The sequence below is a fragment of the Streptomyces sp. NPDC058335 genome, from assembly GCF_042723915.1.
Classification (GTDB): Bacteria; Actinomycetota; Actinomycetes; order Streptomycetales; family Streptomycetaceae; genus Streptomyces.
This window is the reverse complement of the sequence record NZ_JBHXHX010000011.1, coordinates 1-15,523: the sequence shown is the minus strand read 5'-3', so window position 1 is coordinate 15,523 and position 15,523 is coordinate 1. Positions and strand designations below refer to the sequence as shown.

General features: G+C 67.0%; 11 protein-coding genes and 5 pseudogenes. 8 read left to right on the top strand and 8 right to left on the bottom strand.

Going from position 1 to position 15,523, the window contains the following annotated elements:
* Positions 1 to 50: 50 nt before the first annotated feature.
* On the top strand, positions 51 to 1,550 hold the full coding sequence (locus ACFWJX_RS22080) for an MFS transporter (protein WP_383245772.1): 1,500 nt from the start codon (positions 51 to 53) through the stop codon (positions 1,548 to 1,550).
* A gap of 706 nt (positions 1,551 to 2,256) precedes the next feature.
* Positions 2,257 to 2,826: a TetR/AcrR family transcriptional regulator gene (locus tag ACFWJX_RS22075; RefSeq protein WP_383245770.1), complete on the top strand. Its 570-nt coding sequence runs from the start codon at positions 2,257 to 2,259 to the stop codon at positions 2,824 to 2,826.
* 36 nt (positions 2,827 to 2,862) lie between these two features.
* On the opposite strand, the pseudogene istA reads toward ACFWJX_RS22075, so the two are convergent.
* Positions 2,863 to 4,326: pseudogene (istA, locus tag ACFWJX_RS22070) on the bottom strand (IS21 family transposase).
* Positions 4,327 to 4,645: 319 nt separating this feature from the next.
* On the opposite strand from istA, the gene ACFWJX_RS22065 reads away from it, so the two are divergent.
* The 3 genes and pseudogenes from ACFWJX_RS22065 to ACFWJX_RS22055 all read left to right on the top strand — a co-directional run.
* Positions 4,646 to 4,924 carry a hypothetical protein gene (locus ACFWJX_RS22065; RefSeq protein WP_383245767.1) on the top strand — a complete coding sequence of 93 codons (279 nt, stop codon included), beginning with the start codon at positions 4,646 to 4,648 and terminating at the stop codon, positions 4,922 to 4,924.
* 72 nt (positions 4,925 to 4,996) lie between these two features.
* The gene (locus ACFWJX_RS22060; RefSeq protein WP_383245764.1) at positions 4,997 to 5,653 is read left to right on the top strand and encodes a DUF6461 domain-containing protein; all 657 of its coding nucleotides are present in this window, start codon (positions 4,997 to 4,999) and stop codon (positions 5,651 to 5,653) included.
* A 413-nt stretch (positions 5,654 to 6,066) separates the two neighbouring features.
* Positions 6,067 to 6,294 (top strand): annotated as a pseudogene (locus ACFWJX_RS22055) (Scr1 family TA system antitoxin-like transcriptional regulator); the annotation flags it as partial.
* 32 nt (positions 6,295 to 6,326) lie between these two features.
* Here the strand turns inward: ACFWJX_RS22055 and ACFWJX_RS22050 are convergent.
* Positions 6,327 to 6,950, bottom strand: coding sequence for a DUF6461 domain-containing protein (locus ACFWJX_RS22050; protein ID WP_383245761.1), 624 nt, complete (start codon positions 6,948 to 6,950; stop codon positions 6,327 to 6,329).
* Between the two features lie 12 nt (positions 6,951 to 6,962).
* Positions 6,963 to 9,485 carry a hypothetical protein gene (locus tag ACFWJX_RS22045; protein WP_383245759.1) on the bottom strand — a complete coding sequence of 841 codons (2,523 nt, stop codon included), beginning with the start codon at positions 9,483 to 9,485 and terminating at the stop codon, positions 6,963 to 6,965.
* Positions 9,486 to 9,847: 362 nt separating this feature from the next.
* On the opposite strand from ACFWJX_RS22045, the pseudogene ACFWJX_RS22040 reads away from it, so the two are divergent.
* Together ACFWJX_RS22040 and ACFWJX_RS22035 are read left to right on the top strand one after the other, a co-directional pair.
* A pseudogene (locus ACFWJX_RS22040) lies at positions 9,848 to 10,015 on the top strand (IS630 family transposase); the annotation flags it as partial.
* Positions 9,970 to 10,608 (top strand): annotated as a pseudogene (locus ACFWJX_RS22035) (ATP-binding protein); the annotation flags it as partial. The pseudogenes ACFWJX_RS22040 and ACFWJX_RS22035, both read left to right, overlap by 46 nt.
* A gap of 16 nt (positions 10,609 to 10,624) precedes the next feature.
* Here ACFWJX_RS22035 and ACFWJX_RS22030 read toward each other — a convergent pair.
* The 3 genes and pseudogenes from ACFWJX_RS22030 to ACFWJX_RS22020 form a co-directional block, all read right to left on the bottom strand.
* Positions 10,625 to 11,137 carry a hypothetical protein gene (locus tag ACFWJX_RS22030; protein WP_383245756.1) on the bottom strand — a complete coding sequence of 171 codons (513 nt, stop codon included), beginning with the start codon at positions 11,135 to 11,137 and terminating at the stop codon, positions 10,625 to 10,627.
* Positions 11,138 to 11,150: 13 nt separating this feature from the next.
* A complete protein-coding gene (locus tag ACFWJX_RS22025; RefSeq protein ID WP_383245753.1) occupies positions 11,151 to 11,531 on the bottom strand; it encodes a hypothetical protein in 381 nt (126 codons plus the stop codon).
* 866 nt (positions 11,532 to 12,397) lie between these two features.
* Positions 12,398 to 12,716 (bottom strand): annotated as a pseudogene (locus tag ACFWJX_RS22020) (helix-turn-helix domain-containing protein); the annotation flags it as partial.
* A 272-nt stretch (positions 12,717 to 12,988) separates the two neighbouring features.
* On the opposite strand from ACFWJX_RS22020, the gene ACFWJX_RS22015 reads away from it, so the two are divergent.
* On the top strand, positions 12,989 to 13,858 hold the full coding sequence (locus tag ACFWJX_RS22015; RefSeq protein WP_383245750.1) for a helix-turn-helix domain-containing protein: 870 nt from the start codon (positions 12,989 to 12,991) through the stop codon (positions 13,856 to 13,858).
* Here the strand turns inward: ACFWJX_RS22015 and ACFWJX_RS22010 are convergent.
* Together ACFWJX_RS22010 and ACFWJX_RS22005 are read right to left on the bottom strand one after the other, a co-directional pair.
* Positions 13,815 to 14,768 carry an alpha/beta hydrolase fold domain-containing protein gene (locus tag ACFWJX_RS22010; protein ID WP_383245748.1) on the bottom strand — a complete coding sequence of 318 codons (954 nt, stop codon included), beginning with the start codon at positions 14,766 to 14,768 and terminating at the stop codon, positions 13,815 to 13,817. The two genes, ACFWJX_RS22015 and ACFWJX_RS22010, sit on opposite strands and share 44 nt — an antisense overlap.
* Positions 14,769 to 14,989: 221 nt before the next feature.
* A partial coding sequence (locus tag ACFWJX_RS22005; RefSeq protein ID WP_383245746.1) for an Asp/Glu racemase occupies positions 14,990 to 15,523 on the bottom strand: 534 nt, incomplete at its 5' end.

The following is a 15,523-nucleotide window of genomic DNA, read 5'->3' as shown; positions in this document are numbered from 1 at the left end:
GATCGGTTTCCAGCCGATGTTCGGCCTATGACCAGCGACAAAGGGAAGCAATGACTACGATCATCGACCGCGGGGCGCCCGCCCCCGGGAAAGACGACTCGGGCCTGCGCGGCTCACATGCGGCGCGCTGGTGGGTGCTTGTCGTACTGGGCGTGGCGCAGCTCATGGTCACACTCGACGCGACCGTCGTGAACATCGCACTGCCCGCGGCGCAACATGACCTCGGTTTCGGCGACGGCAGCCGGCAGTGGGTCATCACTGGTTACGCCCTGGCCTTCGGCAGCCTGCTGCTGCTCGGCGGCCGACTCGGCGACCTGTTCGGCCGACGCACCACCTTCGTGACCGGCCTGATCGGTTTCGCGGGCGCATCCGTCGCCGGCGGCGCGGCCAACAGCTTCGAAATCCTCGTCGGGGCGCGGGTGGCCCAAGGCCTCTTCGCCGCGTTGCTCGCCCCCGCCGCGCTCTCACTGCTCAGCGTGACCTTCACCGAAAAGTCCGAAAGGGCGAAGGCCTTCGGCATCTTCAGTGCGTTGTCCGGTGCGGGCGCCGCGGTCGGGCTGCTGCTCGGCGGCATGCTCACCGAATGGGCGTCGTGGCGCTGGGTGATGTACGTGAACGTCGTCTTCGCGGCCGCCGCGCTGGTCGGTGCGCTGCTACTGCTGGCCAAGCCCGCGATCACCGAGCGTCCGAAAATCGATATTCCGGGCACGATCGTGGTGAGCGCCGCGCTGTTCGCCATCGTCTACGGGTTCTCGCACGTCGAATCCACCAGTTGGACCGACCCGGTCAGCCTCGGCTTCCTGGTCGGCGGTGTGGTACTGCTCGCAGTGTTCGTCTGGGTGGAGTCCAGGGTCGCGCATCCGCTGCTGCCGCTGCGCCTCGTACTGGACCGAACCCGCGGCGGTTCGTTCCTGGCGGTGTTCGTCCTGGGCATGGGGATGTTCTCGATCTTCCTGTTCCTGACCTACTACCTGGAGGCCAGCATCGGCTACTCGCCGATCGAGGCCGGTCTGTCGTTCCTTCCGATGGTCATGGGCATCGTCGCTTCGTCGACCACCGTGCCTTCGCTGCTGCTGCCCAGGGTCGGTTCCAAGATCGTGGTCAGCGCCGGCTTCCTGATCTCGGCATCCGGCATGGCCCTGCTGACCCGGCTCACCCTGGACAGCACCTACGTCGCCGACATCATGCCCGGCATGATCCTTCTGGGCCTCGGCATCGGCGCGGTGATGACCACCGCGTTCCAAGGTGCGACCGCAGGCGTGCACCACGAGGACGCGGGCGTCGCCTCAGCGCTGATCAACACCAGCCAGCAGGTGGGTGGCTCGATCAGCACGGCACTGCTGACCACTGTCGCCTCATCAGCCGCGACCGACTACCTGACCTCGCACAAGCCCAGCGCGCTGACCGCGGCGCAGGCCGGGGTCGAGAGCTACACGGCCACCCTGGCGTGGGGCGCCGGGATCTTCGTGGTCGGTGCGGTGCTCACGGCGTTCCTGATGCCGAATTCAGCTCTGGCGCCGTCGGAGGGCGAGCCCGTGATCGCCCACTGAGCATGAATCCACGTGGTGAGAGATGCCCTGCGCTGATTGGTGCTCTTCAGGCACACATCAGCGCAGGAAGACAGGAGCATCTCCGAGATGGTGCCCGCCTCTACCCGCGCGTTCCGTCTTCAGCAAACGGATCGTCGCCGGTAGAGGGCACCCACGATGTGGGCTGAAGCTGAATATGCGAGGCCGAGGGACACGCCGGCCATAAGGGGGTGCCACCGAGTGCAGTCACGGCACCGGCAGGCGAGCGATGCCGGGCGCGCCCAACGCGGCAAGAGGATGAGCGCACCGACCCTGTAGACCGCGATGGCGGTGCGGACGTCCGGTCGCCACCCCCATCAAGACGCCGCCCGGCTTCAACCGCTTCCTCGCAGAGTTCGAGCTGCTACGACAAAATCACCAGCCGTATCCGCTCGATCCTCCCTCTACTGCGACGCCCGAGGCGACGCGGCCCCGGCCCGATGCTGGATGATGACGACTGTCGGCCTCATTGCGGCCGCACTCTTCGGCTTCGGGGTAACGCGTCGGCATGACCCTCGAGGGCTGCACCGGGCCCCCGCGGTAACGGAGCCCGAGAAGACCGCCGCCTCGGAGCAGTGGGAACCGTCCTCATAGGCCCGCTCGGTCATGGGCGGCGCCATGGATCACCCCGGCAAGCGCTGCAAACCGATCGGTTTCCAAGGGGCTGGAATCGAGTTAACCTCACACTATGACCACCGAAGCAAAGTCAAGCTCAAGAGAGCGACTGCTGGAGGCAGCGGCCACGCTCACCTACCGAGACGGCGTCAACATCGGCGTCGACGCACTGTGCAAGGCGGCAGGGGTGTCCAAGCGCTCCATGTACCAGCTGTTCGAGAGCAAAGGCGATCTGCTGGCGGCGAGCCTGGAGGAACGCGCCTCCGCCTATATGACGACGCTTCTTCCCGCGGCGGACGACAACCGTCCACCCCGCGAGCGGATCCTGCACGTCTTCGAACAGGCGGAATCACAGGCGAGTACACCCGACTTCCAAGGCTGCCGGTACCTCGTCGCGCAGATCGAGCTCAAAGACCAGAGCCACCCCGCGAGCCGGGTGGCCCGCCGGGTCAAGGAGAACCTGACAGCCTTCTTCCGTGCCGAGGCCGAACAGGGCGGGGCGAGCGACCCGGACCTGCTGGCCCGGCAACTGATCCTGGTCTTCGACGGCGCCAGCGCCCGCGCGGGAATCAAAGCCGACGCGAAGGCCGGGCTCGTCGCTCCCACCGTGGCCATCCTGCTCGATGCGGCGGACATGCGCTGAGCTGTACTGAGATTTGTGGAGTCCCTGATGCCAGGGTTACGGTCCTGGCGAAGGAGATCCACCACCACCATGCCTGCACCCCGTACGGGCTTCCTTGCAGGGAGAGTTTGCGGTGAAGGGGCGGGTGCCGGTCAGCTCGTCATAGACCGACAGCGGACGGCGTCCGACCTCGACACTTGCTGCGGCGGTCCGGTTCAGCAGGGTCTGCAGTGGCCCGGCCTCCGGTCCGGGAGGCTGACCGCTGCGGGCAGAAGGCAGGGCGTCGCCGGTGGTGACGCGGCGGCCGGCACCGGTGGGCAGACCGTCCCAGTGGGTCTCGTCCACGATCCGGGCTCGCGGCCGAAGGCCCGCGGATGGACGGCCAGCAGCGTCTGACCGCCTGCGTCGGCGACGGTGGAATGCAGGCTGACCTGGGACTTCGTTGCCCTGATCTCGACCAGCTGACGAGGGCGGACCTTCCGGGCGGGCACCGAGTAGAGGTTCGCGTCGAAGGCGACCAAGCAGTCCTTTCCGACGTGCCGCAAATGCCGCTGGGTGACCACGTAGGGGACCTTCGGCAGCGGGCAGAGAGCCACGTGATCGCGCACGGCCCGTTGTCCGATGACTTCGCCGTGGGTGCCGTGGACCTTCGCCCGTCGCAGTGGCACCCAGGCCGCGAAGACGGCGTCCAGCTCCTCGATCGAGGAGAAGGCCCGCCCGGCCAGCACGTAGTCGCGGACGATGCCGACCTGCCGCTCGACCCGGCCCTTGCCCTGCGGCCGGTAGGCGGCCAGCACGTCGATGTCGAAGTCGTAGTGCCCGGCGAAAGCGACCGCCTCCGGATGCAGCGGGACGGCCTCGCCCGGTGCGACGTGCCGGCGCACGACCGCCTTGGTGCGGTCGTAGACGATGCTCATCGGCACCCCGCCGAAGTGCGCGAACGCGGCCCGGTGGCAGTCGAAGAACGTCGCCAGGTCCTGGTTGGTGGTGAAGCAGCAGAACGGATCGCGCGAGTACGACAGCGTCATGTGGAAGGAGTAGGACCTTCGGGATGCCGACATGAGCGAGGATCTTGCCCTCGTCGCCCCAGTCCACCTGGGCCTGAGCTCCCGGGACGACCTCGAACCGCCGGTGCAGGCCCACCAGCTCGCCCGGGCTGATGCCCAGTTCGTCCGCGATCCGGGGACGGGCTTTCTGCAGGTAGAGCTTCACCCGCTGGTAGTTGATCCTGACCCCGAAGTCCTGGACCAGGCGCTCGTGGATCACATTTCCCTCGAGCAGGATCTCGGACCTGAGCATCGCGTCGATCAGCGGCGCAACCTCGTCCACCACCCGCCGAGGGCGCTGACCTGCTGATTCTATCCTCGGTGGTGCGACCGAAGCGGGGTCCCTGAGGTACTTGCTGACCGTCCGGCGGTTCAGCCCGATCTCCTTTGCGATCTCCCTCATGCTCATGGCGCCGAACTCGTACAGCGAACGGAACCGCCTCAACTCCAGCCATCGATGCGGATCCAAGACCACCGTCAGTCGCCTCCCTGCCGCCCCGAACCGACAGCAGACTCACGTGCTTCACCCCTCACCGCACCGCAAACGGTGCACTTTCATCCGTACGAGGCGGTGCACGTTCGCTTGTACGCCGACACGGTGACGAGATGGGGGGGGGATCTCGCCCCGACGATCATGCCGCCTACCAGCGTGATGACCTCACCTGCGCATCACACCAGCCCCACTGAACTGCCGAAACGAGCTTGGCGCAGCCTCAGTACTGTTTGCGAACCGTTCCGGGGGCGTGGCGTCGGCTCGGCCGGCTCTTGGAGAGCCGCGAGAGAGGCGGACCCCAGTGGGCTTCGACGCAGAACGATCAGCGCGCATCGCTGCCATGCAGGAAACCGCCCGGCCCGTCTGGGAGGCAACCGGCGACACAGACGCACTCCAGCAGTTCCTCAAGGACAACGGGTGCCACGGAGTGGAAGCCGTGTTCGTGACCATGGGCCTGCTGCAGTGCGATCTTGCCCAAGCTCAACGAGCCTTCTTCAACGCCCCGTGCCGCGACGCCGAACGCCGCTTCCACAACCATGCCATGGACCTGCTCGAAGAGGCCGCCGACCACGACGCCTGATGGCCAGCGGCCCAGCAGAGGCCTTGACTCGGCCATTAAGACTCCGCCAGCCGCTCTGTAGGGTGCACCACCATGAGTCCTGATGCCCCCCGAGACCCGAAGCACGGCGGTGCTGCGAGCTGGGAAGACCTTGTCGCCCGATACGCGTGGGCCGATGCCGACGAGCCCGATGCGTACACCTTCTCCGTGATCGCAGGGAAGACGGAGGACGAGGTCATCCGGGCATTTGGTGGCGATCCCGGAGCGTCACGGCTGATGACATTCGCCGAGACCGTCGAAGAGCAAGCAGCTCACCTCTATGAGGACTACGAGCTGCTTCGTGTGCTCACCGTCGACCGGCACGTCATCGCCATCGAATGGGGCTACCACGGCAGCATCCCAGAGGTCGCCATACGAGCGTCCTCTGACGGAGGCGAGTTCTTCAGCGTCTACCGGAATGTGAACGCCAGGTACCAGGTCATGCACGCCGTTGACGGCCGCGTAGACGGCATGTTCGACCCCTTCGAGCTTGAGGACGCAGCGTGGATGGATCCGGAACCGGAGGTCCCCGCCTGGGCAGAAGGGGTCGTCTTCCACATGGAGACCCTGTGCGCCGAGTCCTTTGCGCTCATGGAACGCACCATGGGCGTGGCCATCGATCCCGGGTGGACGGCCATGGCGTTTCGCACCGTGCAGCTCACCTCACCCTCTGAGCTCTTGGGCCAATCGGAGGCGGCATGGCTCCCATGAATGCGGCCGCGATGGGCTGCTCTGTCAAGAGGGCAACTGCCGCCTGACATCAGCGGCTGACACCAACAGGCACGAACAGCGGCGGTAGGTGGCAAACCCCACGTATGATCAGACGAGGCTCAGGGACAGTTGGCTGACGCCACCGACTCCCCATGATCGACCTGATAGGGATGAGCCACAGTCAAGAAGGTGGTGACCGAGCACAGGACGGACATGGCCGTCCCAGCTGTCGACGGTGCCGGTCGACCAGGCGTCGCGTAGTTCCGCGGAGGGGACGGAGGCGTGGGCGGTGGACATGCGGCGGGGCCAGGTCCGGTCCAAGACTGCCGCCTCGCCGGGGAGGATGCCGGCCAGGGCGCGGTGCGGCGGGCGACAGAGACGGTACAACGATGCTGAAGCTCGCCGACCTAACCGAAGAGGCCGGCACGCGCCTGAAGGTGCGGCTGCGCCGTCAGCACCGGATCTACGACCCGGCCCGTCCGCTGCGCCTGTGGGTCGTCCTGGACGAATCGGCACTGCGTCGTGTCGTCGGGAGCCCGGACGTCATGCGTGAACAGCTGGGGCACCTGAACGCGCTCGGTGCCGAGCCGCACATCACGGTGCAGGTCCAACCGGACGAGGCATCTACCAGAAACGGCCTTGTGAATCTCAAGAGGGCAGGGGCGGGAAGTACTCATCGGTCTGTCGTCGACAGGCCCGCCGCCGGCAGCCGACGTTCCTCCGAGTCCTTTGGCACCCACAGCCCGAACCGGCTCTCCAGCTGCTCCAGAACCTGGGTCGGGTCCATGCCCTCGCCCGACGGCCAGCCGAGCGCCAAAGGCTCGGCCCCGTCGTCGTACGCCGGAAAAAGGGGGTCGAAGGACGACAGGACACGCCCGTCCACCGCGTACTCCACCCGCTGTACGGCGTTCACGTCCCGGCTGGCGGCGATGACGCGGGTGCCCCGGGAGAGCGTGGGGAGGTAGCTCACGGCGGAGACGTACGATACGGAGGCCTGGATCGCAAAGGACCAGCCCTCGATTGTGCCGGCCCGGATCACGGCGTTCGTCGAAGGGCGCAGGAAGCCCAGTTCGTCCACGGCCTCCACATCCAGAGCGTCCAGGTGGTCGAGATCGTACGGCTCCTCCGTCGCGTTGCGGACCTCGATCTCCTGGGCCTCGAAGCGGGTCAGGGGGAAGACGGACTCGCGCCGGGCGCCGAGTCGCTCAAGCACCTCCTCCGGTGTGAGGTCCTCGCAGAAGACGAGGCTGTAGCCGAAGGGGTACGCCTCGAACACCCAGCGGAGTCCGTCAGTCATTCCGTCACCTCGTCAGCATCTCGGTGGGCAGGGATCGGGGTGAACGGCGAAGGATACCCAGCGGGGTTTGTAGATGCTGGGGTCCTTGTAGTGCGAGCCTTCGTCGGAGACTCGGCTGTCGAAGGTGTTGACGTTGTAACTGAAGGTGAAGTGGGTTCCGTCAGAGTTCAGTTGAGGGTGTATGTGCGCGTTGTAGGCGAAGATGTTCTCGTCGCCGTACGTGCCCCACAGCCCGGTCTCCGGCATCTTGTACACCTCTGCCTGGTTGTACCATCCGCCTGCTGGATCGCAGGAGGAGTAGGAGTACACCTGGGCGTTGAAGGCCAGATTGCTGTCCTGAGTGAGCAGCATGAACTGGCCGTTCCAGGGGGTGACGCTGTACTCGTTGGCCACGCCGGTCAGGGTGTTGGAGGTGCGGCGCTCGTCGAGCGCCCACCGGTTGTTCGCCAAGTCGAGAAACTCCCAGCGGGTGTTGAGGTCGTCGCCCCGGACGCGGGCGACGCGCATCGACTTCTTGGTGGGGGCGTCGTTCACGCCGTAGATGTACGTGTATCCGTCACCGCTTTCGCTGGACGGAAGGATGCCCGATCCCCAAGTGACGCCCCCGGCCGAGGGCAACGGGACCACACTCAAAGGGGAGTTGAAGTCAGAGAGCGAAAAGGTGGCCAGCACACTGTGGTGCCAGCCCCAGTCCCACAGGCCGTCGCCGAAGCGGTAGTACTCCTGGAAGATCACCTGGAGGTACTTGGTGCCGCCGCGTTCCGCGATCATTCCGTCGCCGAGCCAGTACCAGTGGCCGGCTTCGTTGTTGGGCATGATGGCGGTCCGGTTCGGGCCGGTGATCGTCGTCAGGTTCGAGCCGTCCTGGATGACGAAGGAGCTGTTGATCAGCGGGGCGCTGGTTGGCCTGGTGCCGTTCGAGTTGAGCGGTCCGAGGAAGGTGTCCGAGTAGAGCCAGAGGTTGCGGCCGTCGGGTAGCCGTACCGAGTAGGTCGAGTCGCCGCCGGTCCAGCCGTTCGGCGTGGCCCTCGCGTAGTCCAGGAAGGCAGTCTGCGGGGCAGCCCTGGGCGTCACCTCGGAGAACACCGGCGTCCTCAGAGTGCAGCTCTTCGGCTGGTGGGCCTTGACCGGGCCCGGGTCCTTGTAGGCGGAGGCCGCGCCGGAGTCGAGCCAGAAGTCCTCGTTGTCCAGGATGCGTTGGTTCTGGTTGAAGTTGCTGAGGGCGGTGCCCACCCCGCCGTTCTGGTGCCGGGGCATGCTGGCGCGGGCGCACTCACCGGTGGTGCCGGACCTCGTCCACGCCTGCACGGCGTAGTCGGTGGACGGCCACCCGGAGCCCGAACCCCCGGGCCAGACTGTCCACTGCTGGCACTCGGTCCCCGAGGAGATGCCCGTCTGGGCGCCGCTCTCCTTGGTGGCGGCGAAGGGGAACTCGTCGCACTCGATGCTGTCGGGGTCGGGAGAGGCCTTCCCGCCGAAACGGTCCTCCTTGACCCAGGAACGGTCACAGACCTTCTTGCGGTTCTCGTTCGACACCGTCGAGTCGCCCTCGCGGTGGAGCGGTTCGCCCATGCCCAGCCAGCCGATGTGGGAGTCCAAGCTCGCCTGGACTCGGCCGATGTAGTCACGGGCGCCGGGGTAGGCGGAGCCGTCGACGACCATCGTCGGGGTGTAGCTGGGGACGACACAGCCCGCGGTTCCGCCGATCTCGTCGTCGCAGCGGATCTCGTAGTCGGCTCCGCCCCACACGACGCTGGAACTCTCTTTGCTCTGAGGCTTGGTGAAGGTCAGGGTCCAGAGCATCAGGATGCTGTCGTGTCCGTTCGCCCCGGTCCAACTACGGTGCACGGTCCCCTCGTGCCAGTGCCCGGGAAGAGGCAACGGAAGCTCGCCGATCCAGGGGTCCTGACCGCCGTCGGAGCAGCCGGAGAGGTAGTTGCACTCCGCGTTGACGGAGACGGTCACGGTGGCCAGGTCGGGGTCCATGCGGTCGACCCGCATGTAGAACTCCTCCATGAAGTCCGAGGCCCTGGGCTTGGTGGTGATCTCCTGTGCGGTGGTGATGTCGGCTGTGCCGAACTGGCTGCCGTCGGTGTTGTAGACGATGACGCCCCAGTACCGGACGGAGCAGAGGCTGAAGCGGGTGACCTGGATGATGGCCGTGCCCCCGTCGCACCAAACCGGGAGGGAGGCGGCCGCGGTGACGGCAGCCGAAGCGGAGAGTTCTTTCTCCTCGACGCAGACCGCGCCGCCTTGGCGTTTGGCCGGATCACGCCTCAGCTCGTCACAGCTGGCGCCGTGCGTGATCCTGGACCGCTTCTCCTCGATGCTCTGAGGCTTGCGGTCGGCCTGCCTCTGGTTCTTGAAGCTCTGTTTCGCCGCCGCGGGAAGAGGTTCAGTGGCCTCCGCAGCGGTTTCCTGCTGGGGCGACCTGGTCTGTCCGGCCATTCCGGCCGCGGGCCCCGGCGGCCTGCCCGAACTTCCGGGCGCCGAAAGGGCGGGGGCCTGCGCGGCGGAGGCCAGTAAAATGATCACCGCGCAGAGCATCAGGAAGGCGCGTCTGAGACGCGCACGTATTAAGCACACAGGGGTACGTCCGTTTCTCCCGGTACGGATGCGAGGAAGCCCCAGGCGGTGGGGGGACATGCGTACGCCTGCAGCATCTGGAGGGCCCGGATATTACGTGTACATGCCTTTGCGGTCAACGTATTCAGTACTGGAACCAGACCGTCTTACCGCCGCCCGGTTTCGGTCCCACACCCCACTTGTCCACGACGGCGTACAGCAGCGCGAGCCCTCGACCGCTTTCGGCCTCAGGCGACAACTCGGATGCCGTCCTGCTGTGGCCCTAGTGTGATGCGCCAGAAATTCTGAGGGCTGGTAAGTAGCCTGTTGGCATGCGGCATCCGGGTCCCTCTGCTGCGGAAATCGCACTGTCCGATGACGTGCCTACAGAGCTAATGCGTCGGGCAGCATTATCGGACCGGCGTTCGACTGAGCGGGCCCGGATCGTCCTTGCGTGCGCCGACGGCATGACAAACGTGGGCGCTGCACTCGCCTTTGGCGTGGCAGTCAAGACAGCGAGGAAGTGGCGCGCAGAGGCGGCGGCTGGCTTTGCCAGGCTTCCAATGCCGCGCACTGCTGGCCGGCGGTCCGCGCTCGCTGTCCCCGCGCCGTGCCAACAGCATTCAGGCCGAAAGCGGCCGGCTTCCCGCGGGAGAAGTCACTGCGGTCCTTCGACTTCGACGCCAACCCGAACACCGACCCGGCCACCATCCACACGCTTGCCAGCTGCGAGTGGATCAAGAAGAGCCAGCCGCTCTGCCTGATCGGCGACTCCGGCACCGGCAAGTCCCACATGCTCATCGCGCTGGGCACCGAGGCCGCGATGAAGGGCTACCGCGTCCGCTACACCCTCGCCACGAAACTGGTCAACGAACTGGTCGAGGCTGCCGACGAGGAGCAGCTGAACAAGACGATCGCCCGCTACGGGCGCGTCGACCTGCTCTGCATCGACGAACTCGGCTACATGGAACTCGACCGCCACGGAGCTGAACCCCTCTTCCAAGTGCTGACCGAGCGAGAGGAGAAGAACAGCGTCGCCATCGCCTCGAATGAGTCCTTCGGAAAAGCGCACATGTTCCGGCGAACCTGTGCGAGGCGGCATCGAAACTTCACGGGTTGGGCTTGGAGAGCCAGACCGGGCCGTACGACTGCGTGAAGTCTTCGGCTACTTCGTGTGTGTCGGGGTCAGCGGTGTCCAGCGCCCGGCTCACGAGCTGGCCGAGGAGCTCCCATGCTTCGATATGGGCGAGGAGCTCGGCGAAGCGCCGGTACTCGTCGTTGTCGGCCGAGTCGAGTTGCTCCCAGATGAGTGGTTCGAGCAGGGGTAGCAGCTCGTCGTGCGGGATGTGGTCAATGGCTTGTAGGGCGGCCAGAGCCCACCCGTGAGACAGGGAGAGGTCGACAAGGTCGCCGAGGAGTGCCGGGACGTCATCTGGGAGTGCCGCGAGGAAGTCGAGGGCGGCGCCCTGCTGCCATGGTCCTGCTCCTGCGGTGAGAGCGGCTTTGAGGATCGCAGGCCTGTCGTGGGCCCTTTGGTGGAAGTCGGCTTGGCGGTGGTGCATTTCGCGCTTGGCCTCGACGAATGCCTGCCAGAGCTCGTCGTCGGATGGTGGGGTGCTCATGGGGTCTTCTCCGTCAGGCTGTCGGGACGTCGGGGAGCGGTGTCCGGTCGACGTGGTCGGCGAGATAGATCATCACGCCTTCGGGTTCCATACCGAGGGCCGCGGCGACGAGTTTGGGGTCGAGGACGTTTACCAGGTCGGCGAGGCGGGTGCATCGCAGGGTCCTGGGTGGGATGCCGCAGGGGTCGAGGACGTGGCTGATATAGGCGGTTGACGCCGGCGACCGGCCGGTTTTGGTGATCCGGGTGACCACGACGTAGGGATTGTCGGTGTGCTGGTTCTCGCGGTGGGCCAGGCATCGTTGCAGAACCGACCGGCTGGCCGGGTCCAGCGGCACCGGATGCGGTCGCTTGCCCAGACGGACGGTGCGGTCGGTCGGATCGATGTCGTCCATGCGCAGGAACCGGACCTCTCGGCTGGAGGCCGCGTGCAGAAGGGCCAGGGTGCCGAGCAGAGCTTCGTGGGGGTGCGCGTCGGCAGCGGTGGTCCAGCGGCGGAAGAGTTCGCGCTGTTGACCAACGGCGACAGTGGTGCCGCTGAATCCGGACGGCCCTTTCGCTTGTACGCCCCGGGTGGGGTCGACGAGCAGGACCGGCTGGTGCGTGGGCGCTTGTGTTGTGCTGTCAGGGCGACTGAGGCGAGGGCGTCGCCGGTACGGAAGCCGGGCAGTTCCCCCATGATGGACTGGCGCACGTAGACCACCGCCAAGCGGTCACGATGCCGACCCTGGATCTTCCCGTTCTCGCGCTCACGCAGCAACATCGCCATCACCCCCGACCACCTGCACTGTGGTCCCCGCCGCCCGCTCCAGCAGCACGATCAGAGCCCGGACCGCCTCCTGGCGATTCGGCTCGGGCAGCAACATCCACGGCGTACACGCCCGGCTCTGGGGAGGCCGTCCTTACCGGTTCCGTCCACGGTGCCCCGCCTTCATCACGAGCCCGCAGCCGCTCGACCAACTCGACCAGCCGAAGCAGGCCCTCCCTACCGATAATCGGCGCTTTCAGACCCTGCTGTCCATCTCTCCCCGCACTGTGGCAAACCGACTGGAGGGCCTGTGGGCACACATCAAGCGAAGCCTGGCCAACCTGGCCGCCCGCACCCTCAGCGAACTGGAAACCCTGCTCCGCAGGCGGCTCAAGGCGGTGCAGTACCGGCACCACATCCTGAGCGGATTCTCACCGGGACCGGCCTCACCCTCCACAGACCGGACAGACCCTAAAACGCCGAAATCAGTAAGTCATGGCTCGGCCGGGTTCCTCAGTGGACGAGGGCGTCGAGCGCTGTGAGCGCGACGTGGAGTGCGGTGCGCTGTTCGCCGGATTCGAGGTCGCAGTCGAGTAGGCGCTCGATGGTACGCAGGCGTTGGTAGAAGGTCTCGCGAGACAGGCCGCTACGGAGTGCGGCGCTGGTCTTGATGCCTGCGGCGTCCAATGTAGTGGTGGAGGGTCGGCAGCAGGTCGGTGTGGTGGCGGGTGTCGTGGTCGATGAGGCGGCCGAGTTGTCGTTCGGTGTAGTCCTGAATGCGGGTGTCCTCCCGGAGGGCGTGCAGCAGGCGGCGGAGGCCGACATCGGGCCGAGTTCGCGACGGTGGGCGAGGACGAGAAGCTGGGTGCCATGATGGAGAAGCTCGTGGCTACGGGAAACTCGGTGATCGTCCACTCGGTCTTCGGCGGCTGCTCGGACTCCTGGACCACTCGACCGCGGTCCGTGCCCTCGCCACGACACCGCCACCCGCTGGTTGACGCATCAACTCTGGTCGGAGTAGCTTTGTCGCCGCGTCGACCATGACAGACAAAGCGTCTCGTCCCACCCGATCCGGCTCCCAGGAGGAGCGCTCCCGCGCGGACCATGAAGGAACACCGGAGGACGACCAACGGAGACGGGCTCGCGGGCTTCCTGCGATCGCGTCGGGAGCAACTGCGCCCCGAACAGGTGGGCTTGCGCTCCGGCAGCCGACGCCGGACTCCCGGGCTGCGCCGGGAAGAGCTCGCCACCATTGCCGGCCTGAGCGTCGAGTACCTGGAACGGCTGGAGCAGGGCCGGGACACCAACCCCTCGGTCGCGGTACTCGCCGCGCTCGCGGAGGCCCTGCGGCTCTCCGACGACGAGAAGCGGCACCTCGCGATGCTGGCGATGAAACGGCACGGTGCCGCTCTCGCCCCAGCACCCCACCCGGTCAGCGAGGAGCCGCGCTCCACGGTGCGTGCACTGCTGGACCATCTCGATCCCACGCCGGCGTGTCTGCTCGGCCCGATCTACAACCTCGTGGCGTGGAACCACGCATGGGAAACGGTGGTCAGGCCGCTGGGCGTGCTGGACGAGGACCGGCCGAACTTCTTCCGCTTCCACTTCCTCAATCCCCGGGCGCGCCGGATCTTCGCCGACAGCGACTGGGCGGCCATCGCGGACGAGTTGGTCGGCTGGCTTCGGTCCGCCCAGCCGGACTGGGGTACGGACGACGAGTTCCGTGACCTGGTCGAAGATCTGGACGCGGTGCCCGAGTTCGCGCGGAGATGGGCCGCCCACCCGGTCGCGTTCCGGCAACCGGGCAGCCGGCGTCTCCTTCACCCTGTCGCCGGGACTCTGCGCTTCACGATCGAGGTTCTCCTCGTCGGAGAGGCCAACCACTGGCTTCAGCTGTGGGTGCCGTACGACGGGCAGACCACGTCCGCCATCAACGACCTGCTCGCCGACCCAGGGAATGAGCGAAGCCGCTGACGCTGCGGACGTTCGCGGCGTAGACGTCGGGCATGGTCGCGCGGAAGAGGATCTCGCCCTCGTGGGACAGGCCCGGATTCGTCCAGGCGCTCGCCGGGACGCCCGCCGCGAGCAGCTTGCGGTAGTAGTCGAGCCCTTCGTCGCGCAGCGGGTCGAGCTCGTTGACCGAGATCATGTGCGGCGGAAGTCCCTCCAGGTCGGTGGTCGTGGCCCGGGAGGGCCAGCACGTCGCCTCGTCGATGTGCGCCGCACCCGGGTCGTAGATCTCGGCGAGTACCTGCATCATGACGCGATGGTTGAAGTACCCGTCGTTCTCGGCCACGGAGGGCGGCGTCCCGCTGTCGTCGGTCCACCGACCGTGGACGAACGGGCACTGCGCGTACACCCCGGAGACCGCGGCGAGGAAACCCTCCCGTTTGGCCTTGATGGCCAGGGCCAGAGCGAGGTTGGCGCCTCCCGAGTCGCCCGACACCACGATGTCCGACACACCCAGTTCTCCGGCATGCTCCGCGACCCACTTCAGCCCGGTCGCACAGTCCTCCAGCCCCGCCGGGTAGGGATGGGGGCCGAGCCTGCCCGCGCCGTTGCGGAACTCGACGCCGGCGACGACCAGGCCGGTGGCGGCCAGTTCCTGCCGCCAGCGGTCGTAGACCGCACCCGTCGCCCCCATGAGGACCATGCCTCCGCCGTGCAGGTGGTAAATGCACGGCAGGGGACCCTCCACGCCTTCCGGGCGGGAGACGTAGAGCTTGATCTCTTGGCCGTCCGTTGCCACGGCGGTGTGCGTCTCGGACACGACCCCGCCGACCTCGGGCAGTCCGGCCATCAGCGCCTCGAAGACCGACTCGAAGCCGGCCTCGGCGCCCGCCGCGAACTCCAGGAGTTCCGCGCGTGTGGAACGGGGGGTCACCGGCGGCTCCGACGCCAACCCGTCGAGGCCGAACGGCGCCAACGCCGCAACGACACCCGGATGAACCCGGGGATCGGTCCCGAGCGACAGCGCAGGGTCTCCGAGGCGCCCTGGTGCGCCGTTGCGAAGTTCCGTGGCACTCTCCGTGGTCACGAGCGGCTCCTTCTCGCAGTACATGGATGTTCGGTGGGTTCGTTTTGATCAGGGCAGCGCTGCACGGCTCAGCCGCGGAACAGCGCGCCCGAGTCGGGGACCGGGGTGTAGGCGCCGAGTGAGGACAGCAGCTGCCAGGAGGTGGCGGTGGAGGCGGTGACGACCGGCAGGTCGACGACGGTCTCGGCAGCGGGGATCGCCTCCAGAGACGGCATCTGCACACAGGCGCTGAGCACTACCGCGTCGGCGCCGCGGGTGTCGAGCTTGCGCACGATGTCCGGCAGGTTCGCCGGGTCGAGGCGTCCGACGGCGAGGTTGTCGTCGACCTCCAGGCTGATGGCGTCCTGGACCTCGATGCCCTCGGCCTCGATGTAGTCGGCGACGAGTGCGGTCAGCGGCTTCATGTACGGGGTGACGATGGACACCTTGCGCGCCCCGAGGTGCTCCAGGCCGGCGATGAGCGCCCCGGCGCTGGAGACGACGTCAACCGGCGCGCCCGCGTCGGCCGCGGTCCGGGTCAGCCGCTCCTCGATGCCGCGGTGCGCACCGCGGCCCTGGGACATGATGGCGACCAGGCAGGCGTAGGCCATCACGTCCACGGC